Source organism: Variovorax sp. LjRoot175, from assembly GCF_964253805.1.
Classification (GTDB): domain Bacteria; phylum Pseudomonadota; class Gammaproteobacteria; order Burkholderiales; family Burkholderiaceae_C; genus Variovorax.
The window spans coordinates 2,575,313-2,600,844 of record NZ_CAXURY020000001.1 but is presented as its reverse complement, the minus strand read 5'-3'; the positions used below and the strand labels follow the sequence as shown (position 1 = coordinate 2,600,844).

The 25,532-nt window shown below is 68.6% G+C and carries 26 protein-coding genes and 1 tRNA gene; 5 read left to right on the top strand and 22 right to left on the bottom strand.

The annotated features are described in order from the left end of the window. Positions 1 to 53 precede the first annotated feature (53 nt). From ACSQ89_RS13035 to tolB, 5 genes are all read right to left on the bottom strand, one after another. A tRNA-Lys gene (locus ACSQ89_RS13035) sits at positions 54 to 129 on the bottom strand. 48 nt (positions 130 to 177) lie between these two features. After that, complete coding sequence (locus ACSQ89_RS13030) at positions 178 to 981, bottom strand: tRNA threonylcarbamoyladenosine dehydratase (protein WP_436290484.1); 804 nt, start codon at positions 979 to 981, stop codon at positions 178 to 180. Positions 982 to 1,004: 23 nt separating this feature from the next. Further along, complete coding sequence (gene ybgF / locus ACSQ89_RS13025; RefSeq protein ID WP_093107641.1) at positions 1,005 to 1,754, bottom strand: tol-pal system protein YbgF; 750 nt, start codon at positions 1,752 to 1,754, stop codon at positions 1,005 to 1,007. Between the two features lie 2 nt (positions 1,755 to 1,756). After that, on the bottom strand, positions 1,757 to 2,272 hold the full coding sequence (gene pal, locus ACSQ89_RS13020) for a peptidoglycan-associated lipoprotein Pal (RefSeq protein ID WP_093107643.1): 516 nt from the start codon (positions 2,270 to 2,272) through the stop codon (positions 1,757 to 1,759). A 19-nt stretch (positions 2,273 to 2,291) separates the two neighbouring features. Then, the gene (tolB, locus tag ACSQ89_RS13015) at positions 2,292 to 3,608 is read right to left on the bottom strand and encodes a Tol-Pal system beta propeller repeat protein TolB (RefSeq protein WP_436290485.1); all 1,317 of its coding nucleotides are present in this window, start codon (positions 3,606 to 3,608) and stop codon (positions 2,292 to 2,294) included. A gap of 155 nt (positions 3,609 to 3,763) precedes the next feature. Between tolB and msbA the strand changes: the two genes are divergently transcribed. Continuing rightward, positions 3,764 to 5,548, top strand: coding sequence for a lipid A export permease/ATP-binding protein MsbA (msbA, locus tag ACSQ89_RS13010; RefSeq protein ID WP_093107645.1), 1,785 nt, complete (start codon positions 3,764 to 3,766; stop codon positions 5,546 to 5,548). Between the two features lie 9 nt (positions 5,549 to 5,557). Here msbA and rng read toward each other — a convergent pair whose 3' ends face one another. The 8 genes from rng to ACSQ89_RS12970 are packed head-to-tail and all read right to left on the bottom strand — an operon-like array spanning position 5,558 to position 12,373. Then, positions 5,558 to 7,084, bottom strand: a complete 1,527-nt coding sequence (gene rng, locus ACSQ89_RS13005; RefSeq protein WP_093107647.1) for a ribonuclease G — start codon at positions 7,082 to 7,084, stop codon at positions 5,558 to 5,560. Between the two features lie 4 nt (positions 7,085 to 7,088). After that, positions 7,089 to 7,694 carry a Maf family protein gene (locus ACSQ89_RS13000; protein ID WP_436290486.1) on the bottom strand — a complete coding sequence of 202 codons (606 nt, stop codon included), beginning with the start codon at positions 7,692 to 7,694 and terminating at the stop codon, positions 7,089 to 7,091. Beyond that, a complete protein-coding gene (gene rlmH, locus ACSQ89_RS12995; protein WP_093107651.1) occupies positions 7,691 to 8,158 on the bottom strand; it encodes a 23S rRNA (pseudouridine(1915)-N(3))-methyltransferase RlmH in 468 nt (155 codons plus the stop codon). The genes ACSQ89_RS13000 and rlmH overlap by 4 nt, the downstream gene beginning before the upstream one ends. Further along, a complete protein-coding gene (gene rsfS / locus ACSQ89_RS12990) occupies positions 8,155 to 8,802 on the bottom strand; it encodes a ribosome silencing factor (RefSeq protein WP_093107653.1) in 648 nt (215 codons plus the stop codon). The genes rlmH and rsfS overlap by 4 nt, the downstream gene beginning before the upstream one ends. Next, a complete protein-coding gene (nadD, locus tag ACSQ89_RS12985) occupies positions 8,802 to 9,422 on the bottom strand; it encodes a nicotinate (nicotinamide) nucleotide adenylyltransferase (protein ID WP_436290487.1) in 621 nt (206 codons plus the stop codon). The genes rsfS and nadD overlap by 1 nt, the downstream gene beginning before the upstream one ends. After that, complete coding sequence (gene hemF / locus ACSQ89_RS12980; RefSeq protein ID WP_170855610.1) at positions 9,413 to 10,327, bottom strand: oxygen-dependent coproporphyrinogen oxidase; 915 nt, start codon at positions 10,325 to 10,327, stop codon at positions 9,413 to 9,415. Before hemF ends, nadD begins: the two co-directional genes overlap by 10 nt. Continuing rightward, the gene (gene purD / locus ACSQ89_RS12975) at positions 10,327 to 11,622 is read right to left on the bottom strand and encodes a phosphoribosylamine--glycine ligase (protein ID WP_436290488.1); all 1,296 of its coding nucleotides are present in this window, start codon (positions 11,620 to 11,622) and stop codon (positions 10,327 to 10,329) included. Before purD ends, hemF begins: the two co-directional genes overlap by 1 nt. Positions 11,623 to 11,647: 25 nt before the next feature. Further along, the gene (locus tag ACSQ89_RS12970) at positions 11,648 to 12,373 is read right to left on the bottom strand and encodes a YebC/PmpR family DNA-binding transcriptional regulator (protein WP_093107661.1); all 726 of its coding nucleotides are present in this window, start codon (positions 12,371 to 12,373) and stop codon (positions 11,648 to 11,650) included. Positions 12,374 to 12,544: 171 nt separating this feature from the next. Between ACSQ89_RS12970 and ACSQ89_RS12965 the strand changes: the two genes are divergently transcribed. From ACSQ89_RS12965 to ACSQ89_RS12950, 4 genes are read left to right on the top strand one after another with little or no spacing between them, the layout of a single operon-like run. Next, positions 12,545 to 13,903 carry an FAD-dependent oxidoreductase gene (locus tag ACSQ89_RS12965; protein WP_436290489.1) on the top strand — a complete coding sequence of 453 codons (1,359 nt, stop codon included), beginning with the start codon at positions 12,545 to 12,547 and terminating at the stop codon, positions 13,901 to 13,903. Continuing rightward, positions 13,900 to 14,931, top strand: a complete 1,032-nt coding sequence (locus ACSQ89_RS12960) for a hypothetical protein (RefSeq protein ID WP_436290490.1) — start codon at positions 13,900 to 13,902, stop codon at positions 14,929 to 14,931. The genes ACSQ89_RS12965 and ACSQ89_RS12960 overlap by 4 nt, the downstream gene beginning before the upstream one ends. Positions 14,932 to 14,946: 15 nt before the next feature. After that, on the top strand, positions 14,947 to 15,747 hold the full coding sequence (locus tag ACSQ89_RS12955; RefSeq protein ID WP_436290491.1) for a lysophospholipid acyltransferase family protein: 801 nt from the start codon (positions 14,947 to 14,949) through the stop codon (positions 15,745 to 15,747). After that, positions 15,714 to 16,490, top strand: a complete 777-nt coding sequence (locus ACSQ89_RS12950; RefSeq protein ID WP_436290492.1) for a glycosyltransferase family 2 protein — start codon at positions 15,714 to 15,716, stop codon at positions 16,488 to 16,490. The genes ACSQ89_RS12955 and ACSQ89_RS12950 overlap by 34 nt, the downstream gene beginning before the upstream one ends. Here ACSQ89_RS12950 and fabG read toward each other — a convergent pair whose 3' ends face one another. From fabG to ACSQ89_RS12905, 9 genes are read right to left on the bottom strand one after another with little or no spacing between them, the layout of a single operon-like run. Continuing rightward, positions 16,491 to 17,222 (bottom strand): 3-oxoacyl-ACP reductase FabG, encoded by a 732-nt coding sequence (gene fabG / locus ACSQ89_RS12945; protein ID WP_093107669.1) that lies wholly within the window; start codon positions 17,220 to 17,222, stop codon positions 16,491 to 16,493. Beyond that, positions 17,219 to 17,689 carry a hydroxymyristoyl-ACP dehydratase gene (locus tag ACSQ89_RS12940; RefSeq protein WP_436296197.1) on the bottom strand — a complete coding sequence of 157 codons (471 nt, stop codon included), beginning with the start codon at positions 17,687 to 17,689 and terminating at the stop codon, positions 17,219 to 17,221. The genes fabG and ACSQ89_RS12940 overlap by 4 nt, the downstream gene beginning before the upstream one ends. Next, positions 17,686 to 18,441 (bottom strand): class I SAM-dependent methyltransferase, encoded by a 756-nt coding sequence (locus ACSQ89_RS12935; RefSeq protein ID WP_093107673.1) that lies wholly within the window; start codon positions 18,439 to 18,441, stop codon positions 17,686 to 17,688. Before ACSQ89_RS12935 ends, ACSQ89_RS12940 begins: the two co-directional genes overlap by 4 nt. Continuing rightward, positions 18,438 to 19,277 carry a polysaccharide deacetylase family protein gene (locus ACSQ89_RS12930; protein WP_093107675.1) on the bottom strand — a complete coding sequence of 280 codons (840 nt, stop codon included), beginning with the start codon at positions 19,275 to 19,277 and terminating at the stop codon, positions 18,438 to 18,440. Before ACSQ89_RS12930 ends, ACSQ89_RS12935 begins: the two co-directional genes overlap by 4 nt. Next, positions 19,277 to 21,667 carry an MMPL family transporter gene (locus ACSQ89_RS12925; RefSeq protein WP_436290495.1) on the bottom strand — a complete coding sequence of 797 codons (2,391 nt, stop codon included), beginning with the start codon at positions 21,665 to 21,667 and terminating at the stop codon, positions 19,277 to 19,279. The genes ACSQ89_RS12930 and ACSQ89_RS12925 overlap by 1 nt, the downstream gene beginning before the upstream one ends. After that, a complete protein-coding gene (locus ACSQ89_RS12920; RefSeq protein WP_093107679.1) occupies positions 21,664 to 22,260 on the bottom strand; it encodes a LolA-related protein in 597 nt (198 codons plus the stop codon). Before ACSQ89_RS12920 ends, ACSQ89_RS12925 begins: the two co-directional genes overlap by 4 nt. Next, entirely contained in the window at positions 22,232 to 23,212 is a 981-nt protein-coding gene (locus ACSQ89_RS12915) for an acyl-CoA synthetase (protein WP_436290496.1), read from the bottom strand. Before ACSQ89_RS12915 ends, ACSQ89_RS12920 begins: the two co-directional genes overlap by 29 nt. After that, complete coding sequence (locus ACSQ89_RS12910) at positions 23,209 to 24,897, bottom strand: AMP-binding protein (protein ID WP_436290497.1); 1,689 nt, start codon at positions 24,895 to 24,897, stop codon at positions 23,209 to 23,211. The genes ACSQ89_RS12915 and ACSQ89_RS12910 overlap by 4 nt, the downstream gene beginning before the upstream one ends. Then, positions 24,894 to 25,532: a hypothetical protein gene (locus tag ACSQ89_RS12905; RefSeq protein WP_436290498.1), complete on the bottom strand. Its 639-nt coding sequence runs from the start codon at positions 25,530 to 25,532 to the stop codon at positions 24,894 to 24,896. The genes ACSQ89_RS12910 and ACSQ89_RS12905 overlap by 4 nt, the downstream gene beginning before the upstream one ends.

Below are 25,532 nucleotides of genomic sequence, written 5' to 3'. Positions count from 1 at the left end.
CGGAACAGCGCTATAAAAGCAATAGCGACGGTTCCACCAACAGAGCGGCTTGGTGGTAGGACGTACAAGATTCGAACTTGTGACCAACGGATTAAAAGTCCGCTGCTCTACCAACTGAGCTAACGTCCCACTCTTTGTTTTTCTTGGTGCCGGCGTCGAGGCCGGCAAAGCCCACAATTATAGCGTGGCGTTGCGCGCGATCCGGTCCAGAACCCAGCCCGCCGCACATTGCCCGAAAGTGGCCGTCACGCTCACCACCGAACCGTAGCCGTGGCAGTTGAGGGAGCCATCTCCCTCCTCGATCGCACAGGAAGCGTCGGGCGGCGCCACGCTTTCGCGGCTGAAGACGCAACTCACACCGATCTTGCGGCCCTCGCGCGGCGCGCCGTGCTCCTTGCGCAGGCGCTGGCGCAGTTGCGCAAGCAGCGGATCGTGGGTGACCAGCGCGAGGTCGTCGATGTCGACCTTGTGGGCCAGGCGCTTGCCGCCGGCCGCACCCACGGTGATGAAGCCGGTGCCGGTCTCGCGGGCCCAGGCCGCCATGGCCAGCTTGGCACGCACCTGGTCGCAGGCATCGACGACGGCGGCCACGGGTCCGTTCGCCGCCTGCGCGCTCGCCAGCAGCTCCTGCCAGTTGCCGGGTTCGACGAACTCGTCGATCGCCAGCACCTCGCAGGCGGGATGAATGTGCGCGATGCGCTCGCGCATGGCTTCGACCTTGGCCTGGCCCACGGTGGTGTCGAGCGCATGGATCTGCCGGTTGATGTTCGATTCGGCGATGTGGTCGAGGTCGATCAGCGTGAGCCGTCCGACGCCGCTACGCGCCAGTGCCTCGACCGCCCAGGAGCCGACGCCGCCGATGCCGGCGACCAGCACATGGGCATCGCGGATGCGGCCCGCACCCGGCACGCCATAGAGCCGCTCGAGCCCGCCGAAGCGGCGGGCCAGATCGGCGTCGTCCAGGGTGACGACGGGAGACATTGCGTTCAAGCCGCTACCCCGGTTTACCGGAGCCGCGAGAGGCGCTCACGCCCGGCCTGCGCGGCTTCGGACTGCGGATAAGCCTTGGTCAGGTCTTCGAGCGTGCGGCGTGCCGCGCGCGTGTCCTTCAGCTCGATCTGGCAGTTCGCGATCGACAGCACCGCCTCGGGCGCCTTCGCGTGATCGGGCGCCAGCGAGAGCATCGACCTGAAATTGGCGATGGCCTCGTTGTAGTTGCGCGTGGCGTACTGCGCGTTGCCGAGCCAGAACAGCGCCGAGGCGTTGTAGCCGCTCTGCGGGTAGCGCTTCACGAATTCGGCAAAGGCCGTCTGCGCTTGCGCGAACTGGCCGCCGCGGAAGATGCCCAGCGCCGCATCGAAGTCGGCCTTCTCTTTCGGGTCGGCCGTGAACTCGCGGCCGTCGACCGCGACCTTCGACGGCTCGTTCTTCTTGAGCCGGTCGTCGATCTCGGCCTGGCGCTGCTGCAGCTCCGTGATCGTGCGCGTGAGCTGCTCGTTCTGGCCCGTCATGCGCTGGAGATCGCCGCGCATCTGCTCGATCTGCGTCTGCAGGTCGAGCAGGCTGCGCCGCAACTGCGCGTTCTCGTCGTTCTGGCGCTGCTCGGCCTGCTGGCGCATGGCCTCGACGCGCTGGCGCAAGTCGAGGATCGCGCGGCGCGCCTCGTCGTCCTCAAACAGCGCGGCCTGTGCACCCAGCGAGGCACACAACAAGGCGGCAGCGAGTGCCGCGCTACGCAAGGAAACTCGTCGCATCATCAACGGTAGGTGATCTCGGCGCGGCGGTTCTGCGCCCAGGCGTCTTCGGTGCTGCCCGGCGCCGCCGGCTTTTCCTTGCCGAAGCTCACGGCCTCGATCTGGCTGTCCGGCACGCCCAGGAGGCCGAGCGAACGGCGCACGGCTTCGGAGCGCTTCTGGCCCAGCGCCAGGTTGTATTCGCGGCCGCCGCGCTCGTCGGTGTGGCCTTCGATCGAGATGCGACGCTGCGGGTTGGCCTTCAGGAAGCGGGCATGGCCATCGATCAGCGACTGGAACTCGGGCTTGATCGTGTAGCTGTCGAAGTCGAAATAAACGATCCGTGCCACGCCGACCGGGCCCTGTGCGGTCTGCGCGCGCGGGTCGATGCTGACCGGCGCGACGCCGCTGGCCGTTCCGCCGGCCCCCCCGGCGGTGCCTGAGCGGTCCACCACCGGCGTGTCGCTCACCTTGGTCCCGGACGAGCAACCGGCGATCAGCGCCACGATGGCCAGCGAATAAATCGTACGTTTCAACATTTCGAACTCCTCAAGTTAATCATTGCTTTTGAAACGGACCCCAGTCCGGTTCCCGGATGTCTCCCGCCTGTCCTGCCAGTCGAGCTTTTATTTTTCCGTCGAGTGTTGTTGTCATCAGCGCTTCGCGGCCTTGCAGCCGGGTGGCATAGACGATCAGCTTGCTGTTCGGGGCGAAACTGGGATTCTCGTCGGCCGTGGTGTCGGTGAGCGCCGTCACGTTGCCCGTCGCCAGTTCCATCACATGGAGTTTGAAGGCACCGCCCACCCGCGAGATGTAGGCCAACCACCGGCCATCGCCGCTGACCGACGGAGAAATGTTGTAGGTGCCGCTGAAGGTCACGCGTGTCGGGTTGCCGCCGTTGGCGCCCATCTTGTAGATCTGGGGTGCGCCGCCGCGATCGCTCACGAAGTAGATGGTGCCGCCGTCGGCGGAGTACACCGGCTCGGTGTCGATGCTGTTGCTCTGCGTGAGCCGGCGCGGTTCGCCGCCGTTCGACGAGATGGTGTAGAGCTGCGAACCGCCGTCGCGGCTCAGCGTGACGGCCAGCGTGCTGCCGTCGGGCGACCAGGCCGGCGCACTGTTGGAGCCCTTGAAGTTGGCCACCAGCCGCCGCTGGCCGTTGGCGACGCTGTGCACGTACACCACCGGCTTGCGCGATTCGAAGGACACGTAGGCGAGCTGCGCGCCGTTGGACGACCAGACCGGCGAGATGACCGGCTCGGGGCTGGCGAGCGCGGCCTGCGCGTTCTCGCCGTCGGCATCGGCGACCCACAGGTTGTAGCGGGTGCCGCCCTTGGTCACGTAGGCGATGCGGGTCGAGAAGATGCCTTTCTCGCCTGTAAGCTTTTCGTAGACATAGTCCGCGATGCGGTGCGAGGCCAGGCGCAGATCGCCTTGCGGCACGGTGTAGCTCTGGCCGCCGAGGTCTTGTCCGCGCACCACGTCCCAGAGGCGGAAGCGCACGTCGTAACGGCCGTCTGCGAGCCGCGTCACGCTGCCCACGACCAGCGAATCGGCCGTGCGTTGCCGCCACAGGCTCAGGTCGGGACGCGAGGTCTCGTCGAGCGACTGGCCCGAGGCGTCGACGCCGCGGAACTGGCCGCTGCGTTCGAGGTCGGCCTGGACGATGGCCGCGGGCTTCTGCGGCGATGCGTCTTCGCCCTTGAAAGGCGCAAGCGCGATCGGCAGCTGCGTCAAACCGACGCCCGACACCTCGACCCTGAACTGGGCGAGCACGGGAAGTACGGGGGAGGCAGCCAATGCCGCGATCAGTGTGCGGCGGACGGAGAACGATGAAGAAGGGGTTGGGGAGAATTCTTGCAACGGCTTTTTCATGCAGTTCGGAGAGGTTTCCGGGATTTAAGTTTCATGCCCGGACGAAACGAGGCCACATGGTACACAAGGCGATGCACGCAAGGTCACAAAACGTGTATGTGCAGGCGTGGTCCTACAGCGGGGGCCGATCGTACGCAACCGTAGAATGCGCCGCCATGCAGCCTTCCCCCGACGCCGAGTCCGCGCGCCCTCCTCTCACGCGCCGGCTTGCGCGACTCATGACCTGGTTCGGAGGCTCGCGCCGCTGGTGGGCGCTCGGGCTCGCCACGGCCCTCGTCGCCGCCTTGACCGAGCCCCTGATGCCCGCGCTGCTCAAGCCGCTGCTCGACCGCGGCTTCACGCGCGGACAACTTGCGCTCTGGATGGTACCGGCGGCCATCATCCTGCTCTTCGCGGTGCGCGGCCTCGCGCAGTTCGTCTCGCAGTACGCGCTGGCACGCATCGCCAACGAAGGCATGCAGCGGCTGCGACGCGTGATGTTCGAAAGGTTGCTTGCGGCCGAGCTCGCCCTCTTCTCGCGCCAGTCGGCGAGCGCGCTGTCGAACACCGTGGTCTACGAGGTCCAGACCGGCGCCATGCTGCTGGTGCAGGCGCTCCTGGGCCTGTCGCGCGACGGCTTCACGCTCATTGCGCTCCTGGCCTACCTGATCTACCTGAACTGGAAGCTGACCTTGATCGTCGGCGTGCTGGCGCCCGGCGTGGCCTGGATCATGAAGGTGTTCTCGAAGCGCCTCTATCGCCTCACGCAACTCGGCCAGCAGGCCACCGACGAGCTGGCCTACGTGGTGGAGGAGAACGTGCTCGCGCACCGCATGGTGCGCTTGCACAACGCGGAGGCCAGCCAGACCGAGCGCTTCGACCGCCTCAGCCACAGCCTGAATCGCCTGGCCGTGAAGTCCACCATCGCCTCGGCCGCAATGACGCCGCTGACCCAGATCGTGGCTGCCGTCGCGCTGTCGGTGGTCGTGATGATCGCCCTCTGGCAAAGCGGCGAGCAGGGCCTGACGGTCGGCGGCTTCGTCGCCTACATCACGGCGATGCTGATGTTGATCGCGCCGATCCGCCGCCTCGCCGACATCGCCGGCCCGATCACGCGCGGGCTCGCGGCGCTCGAGCGCGGCCTGGCCTTGATCGACAGCGTCGCATCCGAGTCACAGGGCCGCTTCGAGACGCCGCGGGCCGAAGGCCGCATCGAGCTGCGCGCGGTGCGGGTCAACTACCGCGGAGAGGACGAGGCCCGGGCGCTCGACGGCGTGAGCCTTTCGATCGCGCCCGGCGAGGTGGTGGCCTTTGTCGGCCCCTCGGGATCGGGCAAGACCACGCTGGTCAACCTGCTGCCGCGCTTCGTGCTGCCGAGTGCCGGCCAGGTGCTGCTGGACGGCCACGACGTTGCCGAGTGGAAGCTGAAAAGCCTGCGCGCGCAGTTCGCGATGGTCAGCCAGGACGTGATCATGCTCAACGACACGCTGGCGGCCAACGTGGCGCTCGGCGCCGCGGTCGACCGCGAACGCGTGCTCGCCTGCGTGGCGGCCGCGAACCTGGCCGTGCACGTCCAGAGCCTGCCGCAGGGCATCGACACCGTGCTCGGCCACAACGCGACGCAGCTCTCGGGCGGACAGCGGCAGCGGCTCGCGATCGCACGCGCACTCTACAAGGACGCACCGGTGCTGCTGCTCGACGAGGCCACCTCGGCCCTCGACACCGAATCCGAGCGGCTGGTGCAGGAGGCGCTGCAGCGGCTGATGCAGAACCGCACCACCCTGATCGTCGCGCACCGGCTCTCGACCATCCAGCATGCCGACCGCATCATCGTGATGGAGCATGGCCGCATCGCCGAGCAGGGCAGCCATGCGCAGCTGATGGCGCTGGAAGGACTCTATGCGCGGCTGCAGACGCATGCAGTACGCAGCGCAACTGCCGGCCAAGACCCGACGCTGTAGCGCGGGCGGCTAGAGCAGCACGATGTCGTACTGCCCCTGCCCCATCGCCGGCTCCGCCTGCAGCGAGATCGGCTTGCCGATGAAATCGCTGAGGCCCGCCAGGTGCTGGCTCTCCTCGTCGAGAAAAAGCTCGATCACCTGCGGCGACGACACGATGCGGAACTCGCGCGGCGTGAACTGGCGCGCTTCGCGCAGGATCTCGCGCAGCACGTCGTAGGCCACGCTGCGCGCGGTCTTCACGATGCCCTGCCCGTTGCAGGCCAGGCAGGGTTCGCAGAGCATGTGGGCCAACGATTCGCGCGTGCGCTTGCGCGTCATCTCGACCAGGCCCAACTGCGAGAAGCCGCCGGCCGTGGTCTTGACGCGGTCGCGCGCGAGCTGCTTGCGAAACTCGGCCAACACCTGCTCACGATGGTCGTCGCGCGCCATGTCGATGAAGTCGACGATGATGATCCCACCCAGGTTGCGCAGCCGCAGCTGCCGCGCGATGGCCTGCGCGGCCTCGAGGTTGGTCTTGAAGATGGTGTCGTCGAAGTTGCGCGCGCCGACGAAGCCGCCGGTGTTCACGTCGACGGTGGTGAGCGCCTCGGTCTGGTCCACCACGAGGTAGCCGCCGGACTTCAGGTCGACGCGGCGGCCCAATGCCTTGGCAATTTCCTCGTCGATCGAATAGAGGTCGAAGATCGGCCGCTCGCCCTTGTAGAGCTGCAGCTTGCCGGCCGCCTGCGGCATGAATTCGAGCCCGAACTTGAGGAGCAGGTCGAACTGCTCGCGCGAGTCGATGCGAATAGTCTGCGTGTCCTCGCTGGTCATGTCGCGCAGCACGCGCTGCAGCAGGCTCAGGTCCTGGTGCAGCAGCGACATGGGCGGCATGCGCGACGAGAGCTCACGGATGCGCGACCAGGTCTTGCGCAGGTAGGCGATGTCTTCGGCCAGCTCGGCATCGCTCGAATCCTCGCCGTTGGTGCGCAGGATGAAGCCGCCGGTGTTCGCGGGCACCGCGCCGCCGCTGTCGGCCGCAGCGGCGGCCTCGATCAGCACCTGCATGCGCGTGCGCAAGGCATCGCGCAGATCCGGCGGAATCTTCTGCGAGACGCCGACATGGTTGTCCTGCGGCAGGAAGACGAGCAGCCGGCCGGCGATGCTGATCTGGGTCGACAGCCGCGCGCCCTTGGTGCCGATCGGGTCCTTGATCACCTGCACCAGCAGCGACTGCCCTTCGAACACCTGCTTCTCGATCGGCACCACGGCGCCGCCGTTGCGGCCGTCGCGCTCCGGCTGCGGCGCGCTCGGCCGCGAACCGGGCGTGAAAGGCGCCACGATGTCGGCCACATGCAGGAAGGCCGTGCGGTCGAGCCCGATGTCGATGAAGGCCGACTGCATGCCCGGCAGCACACGCGAGACCTTGCCGAGGTAGATGTTGCCGACCAGCCCGCGTTCGAGCGTGCGCTCCACGTGCAGCTCCTGGACGGCGCCATGTTCGACCAGGGCGACACGGGTTTCCTGGGGGGACCAGTTGATCAGGATGTCTTGCATGTTTTTAGAGCCTAAAGCCGGCCCGGCGCAGCAGCTGTGCCGTCTCGAACATCGGGAGGCCCATGATGCCCGAATGCGAGCCGCTGATGTGTTCGACGAAAGCCGCGGCCCGCCCCTGGATCGCATAGGCGCCGGCCTTGCCCATCGGTTCGCCGGTCGCGACGTAGTCGGCGATCCGCGACTTGGCGACGGCGGCAAAGCGCACGCGCGACACGCTGAGCGCCGCATGCCGGCGCCTGCCGTGCTGCAGCGCGATCGCCGTCAGCACGCGGTGGGTGCGCCCGGACAGCAGCGCGAGCATGCGCTCGGCATCCCGCGCGCCCTCCGGCTTGGCCAGGATGGCGCGGCCCAGGGCCACGGTGGTGTCGGCGCAAAGCACGGGCGCCGGCGGCAGGTCCAGCTGCTTGTGCCGCGCCACGGCCGCATCGAGCTTGAGCGCGGTGACCCGCTGCACATAGGCCGTCGGCGATTCGCCCGGCAGCTCGTGCTCCAGCGCCTCGGTGTCTTCATCCGGCCCGGCCAGCAGCAGTTCGTGGTGTACGCCGAGCAGTCCCAGCAGTTGCGCGCGCCGCGGACTTTGCGACGCAAGATAGATGAAAGACGGGTTCATTCGCGGTGATAAGGATGTCCTGCATTGACCGACCAGGCACGGTAGAGCTGCTCGACCAGCAGCACGCGCGCCATCGCATGCGGCAAGGTCAGATCCGACAGGCGGATGCGTTCGTGCGCGGCGGCCTTGAAGGCGGGATCCAGCCCGTCGGGGCCGCCGATCACCAGCGCGACGTCGTCACCCTCGCCTTGCCAGGCCTGCAACCGGGCAGCGAGCGCCTTGGTGGTGAGCGCGGTGCCGCGCTCGTCCAGCACCACGATGCGCATGCCCTTGGCGATCGCGGCCTCGATGCGCTCGCGCTCGGCCGCATAGAGCGTTTCGAGCGTCTTGGAGCCGCGCGGCTCGGTCTTGACCGCACGCAGTTCGAGCTTGAGTTCGGGCGGAAAACGCTTGGCGTAGTCGTCCCAGGCGGTCTGTGCCCAGTCGGGCATGCGCTGCCCGACTGCGACCACCAGCAGCTTCATGACCGGGACGAAGCGGTCTTGCGCGGCGCCTTCTTCGCCACCGGTGCGGCCTTCTTCGAGGCTGCGGCCTTTTTCGCGGGCGCCTTGTTCACGACCATGGTCTTGACCGGCGTCTTCCGGGCGGCCGTCTTCTTGGCCGCGGGCTTCTTCGGCTTGGCGGCCTGTTCGGCCGCGCGGATCGCGGTCTTGGCTGCGCTGGAACGGCGCAGCGAGGTGCTGTTCTTGGCCGCGGGCGCCTTTTCCTCGCTCGCTCTGGCGGGGGCTGCGGGCTTCGAAGCGCCCAGCTTGGTGCGCACCGGCTTGTCGCCCCAGATCTCTTCGAGGTGGTAGTACTGCCGGATCGCCGGCTGCATGATGTGCGCGACCGCCGCGCCGCAATCCACGATGATCCATTCGCCGTTGTCCTCGCCCTCCACGCGCGGCTTGCCGAAGCCGGCGTCCTTCACCGCATCGCGCACGCTGGCGGCGAGCGCCTTGGTCTGGCGGTTGGAGGTGCCCGAGGCGACGATCACGCGCTCGAAAAGCGGAGAGAGATGCTCGGTGTCGAATACCTGGATGTCCTGCGCCTTGACGTCCTCGAGGCCGTCGATGATGGCTCTCTGGAGTTTTTGGGTGTCTTTCTTGGCGGCGGCTTCAGTGTTCATCAGGCGGATCGATAGAGATGGTGTTGGTCAATATAGCGTGCAACCGCCGGCGGAACCAGACGAGAAAAGTCGACGCGCGTCGCAGCGCGGGTCCGGATGTCGGTCGCGCTGATGTCCATCGGCGCGAGTTCGAGGGTTTCGACGCGCGCACCGGACGGGAGGGGAGGCAGGATTCTAGGGCCAACAGGATCGGCAGAGCCCGTGGCGCCTGCGCGATACGCTACGGAAACGATAGCAAGAGCCAGAATCTCCTGCCAACCGTGCCATCGCGGCAACGAAGCGGCCTGGTCGGCACCCATGATCAGCACCAGCTGGGCGGCGGGCTGCTCCTGCTGCAGTTCGCGCAGAGTGTCGAGGGTGTAGGTGGGCCCCGCGCGCAGCGTTTCGCGCGCATCGACCACCGTGCGCTGGAATCCGCCAAAGGCCAGCCGCGCCATCGCGAGCCGATGCTCGGCCGCGCTCAGCGCCCGCTGCTTGTGCCAGGCGTCGCCGGTCGGGAAGATGCGCAGTTCGGCCAGGTTCAGCTGCGCCAGCGCGGCCTCGACCAATGCGACATGCGCGTTGTGCGGCGGATCGAAGGCGCCGCCGAAGACACCGACGCGGGGCGCGGTCAGAGCCATTCGCGTCGCACGATGAAGTCGCTGTAGAGCGCGGCCTCGGGCGTGCCGGGCTCCGGCTGCCGGCGATAGGCCCAGCTCGCCAGCGGCGGCATCGACAGCAGGATCGACTCGGTGCGCCCGCCCGACTGCAGGCCGAAGTGCGTGCCCCGGTCCCAGACCAGGTTGAACTCGACGTAGCGGCCGCGGCGATAGAGCTGGAACGCGCGTTCGCGCTCGCCGTGAGCCATGTCGCGGCGCCGCTCGACGATCGGCAGGTAGGCCGGAAGAAAGGCATCGCCGACCGCGCGCAGCATCGCAAAACTCTGCTCGAAACCGAGCTCGGCGAAATCGTCGAAGAAGATGCCGCCGATGCCGCGCTGCTCGTTGCGGTGCTTCAAGAAGAAATACTCGTCGCACCAAGTCTTGAAGCGCGGGTACTTATCCTCGCCGAAGGGCGCCAGCGCGTCGCGGCAAGTGCTGTGGAAATGCACCGCATCGTCTTCGAAACCGTAGTACGGCGTGAGGTCCATGCCGCCGCCGAACCAGCACACGGGCTCGCCGTCGGCCGGCAGCGCGGCCAGCATGCGCACGTTCATGTGCACGGTCGGCACATAGGGGTTGCGCGGATGGAACACCAGCGACACGCCCATCGCCTCGAAAGGCGCGCCGGCGAGCTCCGGCCGGTGCTGCGTAGCCGAGGGCGGCAGCTTGGGGCCGCGTACCTGCGAGAAGCCGCAGCCGGCGCGCTCGAACAGCAGGCCGTCTTCGAGGATGCAGGTCAGGCCGCTGCCCTGCAGCGGCTCGCCCGGTTCCTTCTTCCACTCGTCGCGAACGCAGGTACCGCCATCGGCCGCTTCGAGCGCGGCCACGATGCGTTGCTGCAAACCCCGCAGGTAGTCGCCGACCGCTTGTGGATCCTCGCGCATCAGCCTTGCGAACCGCGCGCGTGGACGGCGCGGTGCCCGATGTCCTTGCGGTATTGCGCGCCGTCGAAATGGATGCGCGCCGCGACCGCATAGGCGCGTTGCTGCGCCTGCTTGACGCTGTCGGCCAGCACGGTCACACAGAGCACGCGCCCGCCGCTGGACTTGAGTTCGCCGTTCTCGAGCGTGGTGCCGGCATGGAACACCACTGCATCCGGCGCTTCGGGCGGAATGCCCGTGATGCGGTCGCCCTTGCGCGGCGAAAGCGGATAGCCGTGGGCCGCCATCACCACGCCGAGCGCGACGCGGCGGTCCCAGTCGAGCTCGATCTGGTCAAGCGTGCCGTCGGTGGCGTGCCAGAACACCTCGAACAGGTCGGACTTGAGCCGCATCATGATCGGCTGGGTCTCGGGGTCGCCCATGCGGCAGTTGAATTCGAGCGTCTTCGGATGGCCCGCGGCATCGATCATGAGACCCGCGTAGAGGAAACCGGTGAAGGGGATGCCGTCTTTTTCCATGCCGCGGATGGTCGGCAGGATGATCTCGCGCATGGCGCGCGCATGCACCTCGGCCGTGACCACCGGCGCCGGCGAATAGGCGCCCATGCCGCCGGTGTTGGGGCCCTGGTCGTCGTCCTGCAGGCGCTTGTGGTCCTGGCTGGTGGCCAGCGCGGTCACGTTGCGGCCGTCGCACAGCACGATGAAGCTGGCCTCCTCGCCTTGCAGGAACTCCTCGATGACGACGCGCGCACCACCCTCGTTGTGCGAAATGCCGAGCTTGTTGTCGACCAGCATGAAGTCGATGGCCTCGTGCGCTTCCTCGAGCGTCATCGCCACCACCACGCCCTTGCCGGCGGCCAGGCCGTCGGCCTTGACCACGATCGGCGCGCCCTTGGCATCCACGTAGGCGTGGGCCTCAGCGGCATCGGTGAAGGCCTCGTACTCGGCCGTCGGGATCTTGTGGCGCTTCATGAAGGCCTTGGAAAAAGCCTTAGAGCTCTCCAGCTGCGCCGCCGCCTTGGTGGGCCCGAAGATGCGCAGGCCGTGCGCGCGGAATTCGTCGACCACGCCGGCCGCCAGCGGCGCTTCGGGGCCGACCACGGTCAATGCGATTTTTTTCTTCAGCGCCCAGGCCCGCAATGCGGCGGGCTCAGAAATATCGATGCACTCGTAGCGCGAATCCGCGCGCGTACCGCCGTTGCCCGGCGCCACATAGACCCGGCTGACCCGAGCGGCCTGCGCCAGCCGCCACGCCAGCGCGTGCTCGCGGCCCCCTCCCCCAATCACCAGTACCTTCATTCGCAGGCTTTCATTGGCGCTTTCCTCATTCGGAGAGCGCTGCGTTGTGATAGACATCCTGCACGTCGTCCAGGTCCTCGAGCACGTCGAGCAGCTTCTGCATCTTCGCGGCGTCCTCGCCCGTGAGCTCGATGGTGTTCTCGGCCCGCATCGTGACTTCGGCCACCTCCGGCTTGAGGCCTGCCGCCTCGAGCGCGTTCTTGACCGTCTCGAAGTCGCCGACTGCGGTCAGCACCTCGATGGCGCCGTCGTCGTCGGTCACCACGTCCTCCGCGCCCGCTTCGAGCGCCACTTCCATCACCTTGTCCTCGCTGGTGCCGGGCGCAAAGACGAACTGGCCGCAGTGCTTGAACTGGAAGGCGACCGAGCCTTCGGTGCCCATGTTGCCGCCGTGCTTGGAGAAGGCATGGCGCACCTCGGCGACGGTGCGCACGCGGTTGTCGGTCATGGTGTCGACGATGATCGCGGCGCCGCCGATGCCGTAGCCCTCGTAGCGGATTTCCTCGTAGTTGACGCCTTCGAGGTTGCCGGTGGCCTTGTCGATGTTGCGCTTGACGGTGTCGGCCGGCAGGTTGACCGCCTTGGCCTTCTCGACCGCCAGCCTGAGCCGCGGATTGCCGCTCAGATCGCCGCCGCCGGCGCGTGCCGCGACCATGATTTCACGGATCGCACGGGTCCAGAGCTTGCCGCGCTTCTCGTCCTGCCGGCCCTTCCTGTGCTGAATGTTCGCCCATTTGCTGTGTCCGGCCATGGCTTTCTATCTCGCTATCTCGTGTTTTCAAAGCAGGTAGCGAGTTTACTGTCCGGCGCGCGCAACGCCCCGTGTCCTACAGCGAGACCATAGATGCTTTTTGGGATAATCCGCCGCTGATGCGCCACGTCCGATCGGGCATCTTCTTGGAATCCATCCCAGTCAAAGCGCATGAACATCCCTACAACAACAGCCGAACCCGCCGCGCTTTCGCCGCAGACTTGCGACGTGCTCGTGATCGGCGGCGGCCCGGCCGGCTCCACGGCCGCCGCCCTGCTGGCGCGGCAGGGCCGCAAGGTCGTGCTGCTCGAGAAGGCGCGCCATCCGCGCTTCCACATCGGCGAATCGCTCCTGCCGGCCAACGTGGCACTGTTCGACAAGCTGGGCCTGCGCGACGAGCTCGAGCGCATCGGCATGCCCAAGTGGGGCGTCGAATTCGTTTCGCCCGATCACGATCACGCGCAAATGGTCGAATTCGCCGAGGCCTGGGACAAGTCGATGCCCTATGCCTGGCAGGTGCGGCGCTCCGAGATGGACGAGATCCTGTTCCGCAACGCCACCACCCAGGGCGCGCAGGCCATCGAAGGCTGCCGGGTGCGCGACGTACGCTTCGACGACGACGGCGCCACCGTCCAGGCCACGCTGGACGACGGCGCCTCCTGCAACTGGCGCGCACGCTTCGTCATCGACGCCTCCGGCCGAGACACCTTCCTGTCGAACAAGTTCAAGGCCAAGCAGAAGAACCCAAAGCACAACAGCTCGGCCCTCTTCGGCCACTTCACGAATGCCGAGCGCCTGCCGGGCAAGCTCGAGGGCAACATCACGATCTTCTGGTTTGCGCACGGCTGGTTCTGGTACATCCCGTTGGCCGACGGCACGACCAGCGTCGGCGCCGTGTGCTGGCCGCACTACCTGAAGTCGCGCAGCAAGCCGCTCAAGGATTTCTTCACCGACACCATTGCGAGCTGCCCGCAGCTGGCCGCGCGCCTCAAGAACGCCGCGCTGGTCGGCGACGCGGTCTACGCCACCGGTAACTATTCGTACACCAGCACCCATTGCAGCGGCGAGCGCTACCTGATGCTGGGCGATGCCTTCACCTTCGTCGACCCGGTGTTCTCCTCGGGCGTCTACCTCGCGATGCACAGCGCCTTCGAAGGCGCGGAGGTGGTGGCCACCGCACTCGACCGACCCGCGCAGGCCGCCCCTGCGCGGCAGCGCTTCGAGCGCTACATGCGCAAGGGTCCGCGCGAGTTCTCGTGGTTCATCTTCCGCGTCACGAACCCGACCATTCGCGAGTTCTTCATGTACCCGCAAAACCCGTTCCGCGTAAAGGAAGCACTCATGTCGCTGCTGGCCGGCGACATCTACGGCAAGACGCCGATCTGGCGCTCGCTGCGAGTGCTCAAGGCAATCTACTACCTGGTGTCGGCCGGGCATCCGCGCCGCACCTGGGAGGCCTGGCGCAGGCGACGCAGCAACATCCGCGACCTCGGGCCGCTTGCCGGCGAAAACATCGTCGAGGCCCAGTGAGCGCGCGCGATTTCAACGGGGTGCCGCCCCTGCGCGTCCAGCGCTTGTCCTTGTCGCAAAGCCTGGCCCTGCTGTCTGCCGGCAACCCGCCCTTCGGCGCGCTGGGCTACGGCACACCGGACGACCTAGCCTGGATGCCCACGGTCAATGCGCGCGTTCTTTCGGGAGCGGGCGCCATGGCCGACGTGTGGCATGCCAGCGAACGCATCGAATCCGGCACCACCGGCGTGGTGCGCTGGCGCTGCGACGGCCACTGGATGCTGGGCGCCATCGATCTCGACGAGGCCACTGAAAAGGTGGGCCTGGCCGCCCTCGCCCAGCGGGCCTATCGCGACCTGTTCGAGTCGCTCGAGCAGACGGGCTGCGCCCACCTGCTGCGCGTGTGGAACTACCTGCCGCAGATCAATGGCGACGGCGGCGGCCTCGAGCGCTACCGGCAGTTCAACCTGGGCCGCCAGCAGGCCTTCTTCGACGCCGGCCAAGCCGCTTTCGAAGGAGCGCCGGCCGCCTGCGCGCTCGGCATCCACCAGGGCGCGCTGTGCATCCGCTTCCTGGCGGGACGCATCGCGCCGCTGCCGGTCGAGAACCCGCGGCAGGTCTCGGCCTACCGCTATCCGCCGACCTACGGCCCGCGCTCGCCGACCTTCTCGCGCGCGGCGCTGGCCGAGATCGGTGGCGGCGACGTGGCGCTCTTCATCTCGGGCACGGCGAGCATCGTCGGCCATGAAACCGTGCACCTGGGCGACGTGGTGGCGCAGACCCAGGAAACGCTGCGCAATCTCGGCGCGGTGATCGCGGCGGCCAACGAGCGCGCGACCACGCGCTTCGATCTCGCGGCCCTCGATTGCGTGGTGTACGTGCGCCATGTCGCCGATGCGCCGATCGTGCGCCGGGTGCTCGAAGAAACGCTGGGTGCAGAGGCTCACACCGTGAGCCATGCGGTCTACCTGGAGGCGGACATCTGCCGCCAGGACTTGCTGGTGGAGATCGAGGCCCATGCGGTTGCCAACGGCTCATTGCGCGCCTGAAAGCGCGAGCACGCCATGATGAACCGGCTGCTGCGCTGGATCCTCTTCATTCCGCTCGCCTTGCTACTCTACGCCCTGCTCCTGCTGCTGGGCAGCATCTCGCTGGCCTGGAACCTGGTCGCGATGCTGCTCTACCCGGTGCTGCCGGCGCGCGTGGGCCGCTCGCTCGGCCGCAGCGTCATCGCCTTCGCCTACCGCTCGTTCTGGGCCACGGCCTCGGCCATCGGCATGATGCGCATCGACGCGAGCTGCCTCGACGCCTTGCGCGACGAACGCGGCGTGATCTTCGTCGCCAACCATCCGACCATGCTCGACGCCCTGCTGCTGGTGGCGCGCCTGCCGCGCAGCGCCTGCATCATGAAGGCCGACCTGATGCGCAACATCTTCCTCGGGGCAGGCGCGCGGCTGGCGCGCTACATCCGCAACGACTCGGCGCGCACCATGGTGCGGCTCGCGGTCGAAGATCTCAAGAACGGCGGCCAGTTGGTGATCTTCCCCGAGGGCACGCGCACCGTGATACCGCCGCTCAATGCCTTTCGCCCCGGCGTCACGCTGATCGCCAAGCTCGCACAGGCGCCGATCCAAACCGTCTTCATCGACACCGATTCGCCCTACCTCGGCAAAGGCTGGCCGCTGTGGCGCGTGCCGCCGCTGCCGATCGTCTTCAGGCTCCGGCTCGGGCAACGCTTTGCGCCGCAGCAGGACAGTGACGCGCTGCTGCACGAGATCGAACAATACTTTCGCCACCCCATGGAACAGCGCGCCTCCGACGCGCAGCCCGCATGCCAGACGTCTCGCGCACCCACCTTGTCCTGATTCCCAGCTACAACACGGGCGAGCGCCTGTTCTCGACGGTCAGCGCGGCCCGCGCGCAATGGAGCCCGGTCTGGGTGGTGGTCGACGGCAGCACCGACGGTACCGGCGAACGCCTGCAGCAGATGGCCGCCTCCGACCCCGGCTTGCGCGTGTGGGTGCTGCCACAGAACCAGGGCAAGGGCGCGGCCGTGCTGCATGGCTTGCGCGCGGCCCAGGAGGCCGGCTACACGCATGCGCTCACCATGGACTCCGACGGGCAGCACCCGGCCGACCTGATCCCGGCCTTCATGCAAGCCTCACAGGCCCGGCCCGAGACCATGGTGCTGGGCCGCCCGGTCTTCGATGCCTCGGCGCCGCTGCTGCGCGTGCGCGGCCGGCGCGTCTCGAACGGCTGGACCCAGCTCGAAACCCTGTTCGCCGGCATCGGCGATTCGCTCTACGGCTTTCGCGTCTATCCGGTGCCGGAGCTGATCGCAGTGATGGCGCGCCAGCCTTGGATGCGCCGCTTCGACTTCGACACCGAGGCCGTGGTGCGCCTCGCGTGGCGCGGCGTCAAGCCGGTCAACATCGATGCGCCGGTCAAGTACCTCACGGCCGAGGAAGGCGGCATCTCGCACTTCAACTACGTGCGAGACAACCTGCTGCTGAGCTGGATGCACACGCGGCTGATGCTGGAGTTCGTGCTGCGCTTGCCCGCTCTCCTGCTGCGCCGGCTGCGGCGAGCGCCGCCGTTTCAGCGTTGATCAGATCATCCCGCCATTGATCGAGATGATCTGCCCCGTGATGTAGGCCGCCTCATCGCTGGCCAGAAACCCCGCCAGCGCAGCCACCTCTTCCGGCCTGCCCGCCCGCTTCACCGGCACCAGCTGATCGATCATCGCCTTGTCGAACACGCCGTCGGCCATCGGCGAAGCGATGATGCCTGGCGCGATGGCGTTGACGGTCACGCCGCGCGCTGCCACTTCGAGCGACAGCGCCTTGGTCGCGCTGTTGAGCGCGCCCTTGGCGGCCGCGTAGTTGACCTGGCCGCGGTTGCCGGTCAGCGAGGCCACCGACGAGATGTTGAGGATGCGGCCCCAGCGCGTGCGCAGCATCGGCAGCAGCAAGGGCTGCGTGACGCGGAAGAAGCCGTTGAGCGAGACGTCGATCACCTTGTGCCACTGCGCGGCGCTCATGCCCGGCAGCACCGCATCGTCGTGCACGCCGGCGTTGTTGACGATCACCTGCACCGGCCCGCCGGCCAGCATGCGTTCGCACGCGGCGCGCGAGGCCTCGTCGCTCTGCAGGTCGAACACATGGCATTCGGCCTGGCCGCCCGCGGCGATGATAGTGGCCGCGAGCTGCTCGACCGCCTCGGGCCGCGAGTTGGCATGCAGCAGCACGGTGGCGCCGTCGCGCGCCAAGCGCTCGGCGATGGCCGCACCGAGAGCGCCGCTGGCGCCGGTGATCAGTGCGCGTCTACCGGTAAGGCTCATGAGGATGCTCCCGTTGCAAGCGGCGTATTGAGCACAACCACCGCGCGGCCTTCTGCCAGCGGCCTGCCCTGCGCGTCCCTCACCGCGAATTCGTAGAGGATCTGGCTGGCGTCGCCCGAGGCGCGCTGCGCATGCACGTGCAGTTCGCCTTCGACCTCGTCGAGGCGCTGCGCGGCAAAGCGCACATTGCGCGCGCTGGCCAAAAAGCCGGCCGAGGGCTCGCTGCCCTCCTCCGCGATCAGGCCGCCATGCAAGGCCATGGCCTGCGCCGCATATTCGATCGCATTCGGCGACAACAGCCCGCTGGCCGTGCGCAAGGGGTTGTCCTCGCGCCGATGCGTCGTGGTGGTGCAGTGGATGGCCTGCGCCTCCCAGGACACCAGGCGCTCCAGCAGGCACATGCTGCCGCTGTGCGGAATGCGCCTCACGATGCCGGCCTGGTCGAGCTGCTGCGGTGCGGTGGTCACGCAGCCTCCCTGCGGTCGGCCACCAGCAGCACGTTGGCGAAGGGCGTGCCTTCGCTCATCGGCATGCTCTGCACCGAGAAGCCCAGGCGCTGCAGCAGCGCCGTCCAGTCCGCCAGCGGCCGGCCCCAGGTCGGCGAGACGCGATGGCCGCGGATGCGCGTGACGGTGCGGTCCACCCATTGGCTGATGGCGAAACCGCGCCGGCTGGCCATGTCGCCGACGCGCAGCAGCAATCGCCCGCCCGGCTGCAGCGCGGCGTGCACGCGCCGCAGCACGCCCTCCTGCGCGGCGTGGTCGACGTAGTGCAGCACGTCGAGGATCACGACCAGGTCGCAGGCCGGCATGGCGGCCGTGCACATGTCGGCGCAGACGAAGCGCGGCGCCGGCTGCAGATGGCCGATGGAGTTTTCGGCGCGCGCCACGTCCTTGGGCATCAGCTCGATGCCGGTGTACTCCGCGGCGGCCGGTGTCGTAGGCCATGCAGGCGGCCAATGGCCCGCTCGAGACTGCATCGCGGCCATCGCCGACAGCAGGCTCGCGAACAGTCCCTGGCCGCAGCCGATGTCGACCACGCGCTGGTGGCTCTCGCCGATCAGGCCGCGTTCGACGAGGCCGCGGAACACCGGATCGCGCTCCAGCTTGCCGCGCGCGAAATGCCAGGCGAAGTTGCCGGCCTTCCTGTACGGCGCAGTGGCCGCTTCATGCAGTCGGCGCCATGCGGCGTCGGTGGTGGTCGATACCTGTGAACTCATGCGGCCAATGCTTCCGGCAAGGTGACTGCGCGCAAGCCGTTCGCATGAATGCGCGCCAACAGGGGGGGCAATACCTCGAGCACGATAGGCCGTCCGGCCGCCGTGCGCGCCGCATGGCCGTCGTGGAGCAGCAGGATGTCGCCTGCCTGCAGATCGCGCGTGAGCCGCGCCAGCACGGTGGCCGCGTTGCGCTCGCGCGTGTCGAAGCCGCGGCGCGTCCAGCTCACGAGCGAAAGGCCCATGCGATGCAGCACCGGCGCAAGAAAAGGATTGCGAAGGCCCGCGGGCGCGCGAAAGCAGGTCGGCCGCTCGCCGGTCACTTCCTGCAGCACCTGTTGCGCGCGCGATATCTCGGCCGCGAAACCGCGCGGCCCGAGAAAGGAGAAGTTGTGCCGATGCCGCGCCGTGTGGTTCTGGATGCTGTGGCCGCGCGCCACGATCTCGCGCGCCAGCGCCGGGTGTTCGAGCACGCGCTCGGCAATGCAGAAGAAAGTGGCGCGCTGGCCATGAGCGTCGAGCTGGTCCAGCACCTGCGGCGTGACCTCCGGGTCAGGCCCGTCGTCGATGGTGATCGCGACTTCGCGGCGCGCGACGGCCGGCTGCGGCAGCCGCGTCACGTTCGGGCCCAGCAGGCTGCTGCGCGGCGTGAGCCCTGCGGCGGTGATCAGCACATGGTTGAGCACGATCGCGCCGATGGCCCACGGCGCCGCCCCCGGCACCAGCACACCGGCCGCGATGGCGAGCAGATGCCAGCCGACGCTGGCGCGAATGATCGGCGGCCAGGGCCAGGACTCGGGAGCAGAAAGAGTTTGGGGCATCGGGAAGGATTTTCCCATCACTGACGGGCCGCCGAAGCCCCGGCAGGCCCGCGCGCAAACGCGGCCGACAGCAGCAGCGCGAGCAGCGCGCCAGGCGCTACCACGCGGCCGATCGCCGACAGCGCGGGAATGTCCGAGATCGCGATCAGCGTGAAGGAAACCACGGTCGTGAGGTTGGCCAGCATCAGCGAAGCCAGCGTGTCTTCGTCGGCGCGGCCGGTCTCGCGCAGCTGGTCGAAGAAGAGCGCGTAGTTCGAGCCCACGGCCACCACCAGCAGCAGGCCCACGAGATGCAGGATGCCCAGCGGCACCTGCAGCACCGCCAGGCCGCCGAGCGTGAGCAGCACCGCGACCAGCAGCGGCTCGCACACGGCCAGCAGCCGGCGCCCGGAGCGCAGGTAGACGCCCAGCAGCACCACCACCGCCAGCGCACCGAGCATCACCTGCACGAAGGCCTCGTGCAGGTAGCGCCGATAGAGACCGCGCAGCTCGTCGCCGACGTTGACCACCTGCACCTTGGGCACATCCGCCAGCGCCGCCGCGAGGCGCCCTGCATCGAAGCGCTCGCCGGGGTGCAGCGAGATCAGCGCCGACCAGTCGCCGCCCGGCCGCTGGAACATCAGTGCATTGACCACGGCGCCCAGCGGCCCGTTCTCGAGATCGGCACGCCGGATCATGGGTTGCGAGCGCGCCTTCTCGACATCGGCGAGGAAAGGCGTGAGCCGGCTCGCCGGCAGCGGCAGGCCCTGGGTCGCTTCGGCCAGCCGCGTCTTCAGCGTCGCGGCATCGGGCAGGCTGGCGATGCGCGCGGCCTGCGCGGCCTCGCTGGGCAGCAGGCGCGTGACGCTCTCGAAGCCAGCCAGTTCGCCCTGGTCCACCAGCGCTTCGAGCTTCGCGGCAGCGGCCTCGGCGTTGCGCAAGGTGGCCTGCTCGTCGGCGCCGCGGACCACGACCAGCGTGCCGCCGTCGCTGGCGCCGATGTCGGCACGCAGTTCCTCGTCGAGCTGCTGCGCCGCCTTGGGCACCGGGCTCATGGCGCTGAGTTCAGCCCGCCACAGATGGCCGCCCTGCCACAGCACCAGCGCCAGTGCGGCCGCGCCCAGGCCCGCGAACAGGTAGCGCAGGCGCGGCAACGCACGGACGATGACGCCTGCGACCTGGGCCATCTGGCGCCGCATGCCCATGCCGGTCGCACCGTCGGGCGCCAGCACCGGCAGCACGTGGCGCGCGACGAGCGCTGCGGCGATCAGGCCGGCCAGCGAGAACACGCCGAGCTGTGCGAGCCCGGGGAAGCCCGAGAACACCAGCGCCGCGAAGCCGCAGACCGACGTCAGCAGGCCCAGCCGCACGGTGGGCCAATGGATGTCGCGCCAGCGTTGCCAGCCGGTGCCCGGCACTGCCGCGCCGCGCGCCTGGATCAGGTAGTAGATCGCGTAGTCGACGGTCTCGCCGATCAGCGTGCTGCCGAAGCCCATCGTGAGCCCGTGCACTTCGCCGAACCACAGGCTGACCGCCGCCGTGCCGCCCACCACGCCGGTCGCGACCGGCAGTACCGCGATCACCAGCGCGCGCGGCGAGGCAAAGGCCAGCAACAGCAACACGCCCATGACGATGCCGCCGACGGTGGCGAGCTTGATCGCCTCGCCCTTGATCTGGTCGCGGCTCTGCACCGAGAACACCGGCGCGCCGCTCATCTGCAGCCGCGGGCCGGCACTGCCCATTTCGCGCGTGGCGGCCTCGAAGGCGCTGCGCACGCGCTCGACCGCGAGCGCCTGCGCGTCCAGGTCGCTGCCGGCCGCATGCGTGGTCGCCAGGATCAGTGCGCGCGGCGCGCGGCGCGAGGCCCAGACGCCGTGTTCGCTGCGCGGCGAGCTCGCGGGGATCAGGCCTTCGGCGATGCGCTGCGTCTCGCCCGTGGGGTCGCGCTCCAGCAACGGCTTGGTGATGTTGCCGGCCGGCGTGCCGAGCAGCGACAAGGTGTCGACGATCGCATCGCGCAAGCCGGCGGCGGTGAAGCGCTCGGGCCTCACGTCGGGCGCCAGCCGGTAGCGGTTGTCGAAGAGCCAGGTGCCGGACTCCTTCCAGTCGCTGGTGTCGCCGTTCTGCACCTGGTCGAAGAGCTTGCTCTCGCGCATCGCCGCGGCCACGGCGCGCGACACCTCGGCGCGTTGCGCGGCATCCTTGCCGCCCTCGATGCCGATGAAGAGCGTGCGCGATGCGATCCCGCTTTGCACCTGCTCGATCAAGACGCGCTGCCGCTCGTCGGGGCTTTCGGGCAGGAAGGCCGAGAGGTCGGCGCTGAAATGCGTGCGCGCGATCAGCGCGACGCCCGCCGCGAGCGCCAGCAGCCAGATGCCGAGCACCAGCGCGATGCGCCGCCGGCCGGGTGCGGCAGCGTGGCGCGTCACGGCGCGGTGCGCGTGGGTGTGATGCTCATCACCGAGCGGTCGCCGCCGATGAACTCCATCTCGATGCCGAGCACTTCGCCCGCGCGCCCGCTCAGGCGCAGCGTGCGCACCTGGGCCGCGAGCTTCTCATCGATGGGCACGAGGTCCAGCGTCCACTTGTCGGGGGTGCCGGAGACCGAGGTGCGGAAGTAGCGCGCGAGGCTTTGGGTATTGCCGTTCAAGGTGCCGCGCATGGCTTCGACCATGCCGAGCAGCTCGGGCATGCTGTCGAGCGTCATGGTGCGCGTGCGTCCGCCGCGCGACAAGGTCAGCGTGTTGCCGTCGACCGCCATGGTCTCGGGGCGTGGCGTGAGCGTGCGCCGCGTCAGCCGGTCGGGCGCCTGGAAGCTCAGCGTGCCGCTGGCGTCCAGCGGGCCTTCGAGGCCGCGCACGAAGCGCTGCTCGGTGAAGCGCGCCTCGCCGCTCTTCTGCTTGGCGAGGAGGCCCATCAGTTCAGGAAGGTCGAGGGCCCAGGCGGATGATGCGGAAAAAGCCAGCACCGCCAGCAGTCCCCTGCCCCAGCGCTCAAGCCGAATCTTCGAGCCAGAAGTCATGAAAATTGAACCAGTTGTAGGGATAGGCACGGCACAAGGCCTCGAGCCGTGCCACATAAGTTTCGAGCGCGGCGTGGATGCGGCGTTCCCGCTCCGCCGGGTCGGATATGCGCTCGCTGAAGTCGGCCAGCGGCTCGAAGCGGACATCGTAGCGCGCCCCTCCGACATAGAGCCCGGCCATGAAGAACACCTTGCGACGCAGCAGCGCGGCCAGCCGGAACGGGCCATCGTTGATGAGCGCCGGCTGCCCGAGAAAAGGCAGCTCGATGCTGTTGCCGCGTTGCTGGCCCGCCTCGTCCGGACCCGCCAGCGTGCGATCGGCCAGGAGGCCCGCGAGGCCGCCGCCGTCGAGCCAGTCGCGCAGCGCGAGCATCGAATGCGGCCGGCCCAGGGCGATGATGTGGGGCCGCAGACCGGGCAGGCTGATCGCGTCGAGCACCGTGGTGATCTGCTGTGCGTTGTCTTGGTACATCAACATCGCGAGCCGCAGGTCTTCGGGGTTTTGGCTCTGCTGCTTGCAGGCGCCCATCGCCTCGAAGCTGCCGATGTGCGCCCCCAGCAGGAAGGCGCCCCGCCCCGCGTGCGCTTCGGCTTCGACCGGCAGATTGCCATAGACCCGGATGTCGAACAGGTCCAGGCGGCCGCGCAGCAAATAGATGCGATCGAGCACCGTCGAAGCAAAGGCATGGAGCAGCCGATAGCCATCGACCCAACCGGCATTCGGGCCGATCGCCCGGAACAAGTAGCGCTTGATGTGGCGCCGCTGCGCCGGCGAAAACAGCAGGAAGTAGAGGCTGATCGGATGCAGGATGAGACGCGCCAACGGCCGCCCGCATTTGATGGCGATCCAGCAGATCACGCGCAACGCCAGCATGTTGCTGCGCTCGGGCATGCGTGACCAGTCGGCCTGGCGCGGCTTCGCGTCGCCGGCCTCGGGCGGAATGCTGCTCATGCCGTGCTGCCCGGCGTCCAGCGCCCGCTCGCCACCGTCACCCCGGAAGAGTGCACCTCGAAGCGCAGCCCGCGCGAGGCGCCGGTTTCGGGAATGAGGTCGATCACGAGCGTGCTGCCCGGGCGCACCGGCGCGAGGAACTTGGCCGCCGCCAGCGTCGGCTGTGCACCGAGCCGGGCCGCCAGCGCGGGCACGCCCTGCACTGCTTCGAGCACTTCCGACAGCAGCAGCGCACCGGGCAGCAAGGGCTGGCCCGGGAAATGACCCGCAAAAGCCGGATGGTCCGCCGGCACCTCGTGCGTAAGCTGCACCGGCGTGCCGTCGGATGCGAGCTGCGCCAGCGCGAACTCGCGCAGTGCCCTGGCGGTGAGCTTGCCCGTCCCCTCGCGCGGAAAGGCCGTGACGTGCACCACGCGGCGCGGCACGAACACCGCCTCCAGCCGCTCGCGCAGCGCCGCGATGATCGCGTGCGCATCGAGCGCCGGCGCCACCACGAAAGCCACCGGCCGCACCACGCCGTCGGTCACGTCGTCGGGCAGCCAGAAGGCACCGTCCACGACGCCCGGGATGCTGTTGAGATGGTGGTTGAGGTAGCCCAGCGAGCTGCGCCGGCCAGCCACGTGGATCAGGTCGTTGGCGCGGCCCAGCAGGCGGAAGCGGCGATCGTCGACCAGCTCCAGCACGTCGGCCAGCGGCGTTGGCTCGGGGATGAAATCGCCTTCGAAGATGAAGCGCTCTCCGCCCTCGGCGTCGTGCTCGGAATGCACGCGGATCTGGCCGAAGGTCTCCCAGACCTCGCTCTGGGTGGGCCGCCGCGTCGCGACCTGGCCCGATTCGGTGCTGCCGTAGATCTCGATCAGCATGCCGCCCGTGGCCTCTTCGGCCTGGGCCGCGAGCTGCGGCGAGAGCGGCGCGGTGGCCGAGAGAATCAGGTCCACCGGCGGCAGCGCCACGCCCGAGAGCAGCAGGGTCTTGAGATGGAAAGGCGTGGTCACCAGCGCGCGCGGCTGCGGCACCGAGGCCAGCGCCGCCGCGACATCGGCCGGGAAGAAGGGCCGTCCGCTGTCGAAAGCGGCACCGCCCAGCATGGCCAGCAGCACCGAGGATTCGAGGCCGTAGCTGTGCTGCACCGGCACCGTCGCCACCAGCGTGAGGCCGGCCAGCGAGGGGCGCCCGAGCAGGCCGGACAAGCGATCGACCGCCGCGGCCACGTCGCCCACCAGCGTCTGCCACGACTTGGCATGCGGCTGTGGCGTGCCGGTCGAGCCGGAGGTCAGCAGTCTGACGGCATGCAGGTCGCTCGCGATCTCGGGCACAGGCCGATCGCCCGCGTCGGCGACGGGCGCGCGGTTCTCGATCAGGATGCGCGGCATGCCCGGCGTCTCGGCCTGTTCCGCGTCCACGATGGCGAAGGTGTGGCCGCCGGCCTCGACGAGGCGCGCCAGCGTGTCGGGCCGTGCATCGGGCGGCAGCAGGCTGGTCTCGCCGCGCACCAGTGCGGCCGCCAGGCTGACCGCGAAGGCATAGCGGTCGACACAGAGGTTGATCACCGGGCCGCCGGCCTCCAGCTCGGGTGCAAAGCGCGCGACGTCGGCCAGGAACTGGCGCGCGCTCACCGGCACGCCGTGACGCCAAGCGAGCGGCGCTTCAGGATCGCGATCGGAAAGAAGCGGAATCGGATTCATCGCCGGGTGTGGGTATCGACCGGCGCACCGTAGAACGCGCGCACCGTGTCGATCAGGCGGGTGCGCTCGAATTCGGGATGCAGCCGATAGCGCAGAAGGTACTCGCCCAGGAACAGCCCCGCCACCATCAGAGGGGTGAGCAGATTGGCCAGCACCGACCAGGCGGCGAAGGACAGGAAGGCATAGACCGCGATCGAGGCCACGGTCATGAGCGCGAAATAGGCGGTCCAGACACAGGTCACGCGAGCGGTGTAGGCACGCATGGCCGGCGACAGCGGATGGATGCGCTCGGCGAACTGGCCGATCAGCGACAGGCGGTCGCCGCGCAGCGTGCTGCCGAACCATCCGCACAGCAAGGCGTTGATGCCCGCGTGCTGCAACACATAGAGCCGATTGGGGTCCCCCGCCTCGCCGCGCAGCACCAGCGCGAAGCCGATCACACCGGCCGCGCCGGCCACTGCCAGGCCCCAGGCGCCGAAGCGGCTACCGGCCAGGCCCAGCGCTGCCAGCCACAGCGGTGCGAGCAGCACCCCCACCGCCCAGGGCGCGGCGGCGTGGTACAGCATCATCCAATGGGAAACGCCGGCATAGGCCACCCCCGCGAGCAGCAGGAGCGCCATGCGCCATCGAGACAT

What these genes read in the sequence shown, in the direction of transcription:
- ACSQ89_RS12915 (WP_436290496.1), bottom strand. Translation starts at nt 23,212, where the DNA reads ATGAGCAGCATTCCGCCCGAGGCCGGCGACGCGAAGCCGCGCCAGGCC.
- ACSQ89_RS12950 (WP_436290492.1), top strand. Translation starts at nt 15,714, where the DNA reads ATGCCAGACGTCTCGCGCACCCACCTTGTCCTGATTCCCAGCTACAAC.
- pal (WP_093107643.1), bottom strand. Translation starts at nt 2,272, where the DNA reads ATGTTGAAACGTACGATTTATTCGCTGGCCATCGTGGCGCTGATCGCC.
- msbA (WP_093107645.1), top strand. Translation starts at nt 3,764, where the DNA reads ATGCAGCCTTCCCCCGACGCCGAGTCCGCGCGCCCTCCTCTCACGCGC.
- tolB (WP_436290485.1), bottom strand. Translation starts at nt 3,608, where the DNA reads ATGAAAAAGCCGTTGCAAGAATTCTCCCCAACCCCTTCTTCATCGTTC.
- purD (WP_436290488.1), bottom strand. Translation starts at nt 11,622, where the DNA reads ATGAAGGTACTGGTGATTGGGGGAGGGGGCCGCGAGCACGCGCTGGCG.
- hemF (WP_170855610.1), bottom strand. Translation starts at nt 10,327, where the DNA reads ATGCGCGAGGATCCACAAGCGGTCGGCGACTACCTGCGGGGTTTGCAG.
- ACSQ89_RS12905 (WP_436290498.1), bottom strand. Translation starts at nt 25,532, where the DNA reads ATGTCTCGATGGCGCATGGCGCTCCTGCTGCTCGCGGGGGTGGCCTAT.
- ACSQ89_RS13030 (WP_436290484.1), bottom strand. Translation starts at nt 981, where the DNA reads ATGTCTCCCGTCGTCACCCTGGACGACGCCGATCTGGCCCGCCGCTTC.
- ACSQ89_RS12930 (WP_093107675.1), bottom strand. Translation starts at nt 19,277, where the DNA reads ATGGGAAAATCCTTCCCGATGCCCCAAACTCTTTCTGCTCCCGAGTCC.
- ybgF (WP_093107641.1), bottom strand. Translation starts at nt 1,754, where the DNA reads ATGCGACGAGTTTCCTTGCGTAGCGCGGCACTCGCTGCCGCCTTGTTG.
- fabG (WP_093107669.1), bottom strand. Translation starts at nt 17,222, where the DNA reads ATGAGCCTTACCGGTAGACGCGCACTGATCACCGGCGCCAGCGGCGCT.
- ACSQ89_RS12920 (WP_093107679.1), bottom strand. Translation starts at nt 22,260, where the DNA reads ATGACTTCTGGCTCGAAGATTCGGCTTGAGCGCTGGGGCAGGGGACTG.
- nadD (WP_436290487.1), bottom strand. Translation starts at nt 9,422, where the DNA reads ATGGCTCTGACCGCGCCCCGCGTCGGTGTCTTCGGCGGCGCCTTCGAT.
- rng (WP_093107647.1), bottom strand. Translation starts at nt 7,084, where the DNA reads ATGCAAGACATCCTGATCAACTGGTCCCCCCAGGAAACCCGTGTCGCC.
- rsfS (WP_093107653.1), bottom strand. Translation starts at nt 8,802, where the DNA reads ATGAACACTGAAGCCGCCGCCAAGAAAGACACCCAAAAACTCCAGAGA.
- ACSQ89_RS12970 (WP_093107661.1), bottom strand. Translation starts at nt 12,373, where the DNA reads ATGGCCGGACACAGCAAATGGGCGAACATTCAGCACAGGAAGGGCCGG.
- ACSQ89_RS12955 (WP_436290491.1), top strand. Translation starts at nt 14,947, where the DNA reads ATGATGAACCGGCTGCTGCGCTGGATCCTCTTCATTCCGCTCGCCTTG.
- rlmH (WP_093107651.1), bottom strand. Translation starts at nt 8,158, where the DNA reads ATGAAGCTGCTGGTGGTCGCAGTCGGGCAGCGCATGCCCGACTGGGCA.
- ACSQ89_RS13000 (WP_436290486.1), bottom strand. Translation starts at nt 7,694, where the DNA reads ATGAACCCGTCTTTCATCTATCTTGCGTCGCAAAGTCCGCGGCGCGCG.
- ACSQ89_RS12935 (WP_093107673.1), bottom strand. Translation starts at nt 18,441, where the DNA reads ATGAGTTCACAGGTATCGACCACCACCGACGCCGCATGGCGCCGACTG.
- ACSQ89_RS12910 (WP_436290497.1), bottom strand. Translation starts at nt 24,897, where the DNA reads ATGAATCCGATTCCGCTTCTTTCCGATCGCGATCCTGAAGCGCCGCTC.
- ACSQ89_RS12965 (WP_436290489.1), top strand. Translation starts at nt 12,545, where the DNA reads ATGAACATCCCTACAACAACAGCCGAACCCGCCGCGCTTTCGCCGCAG.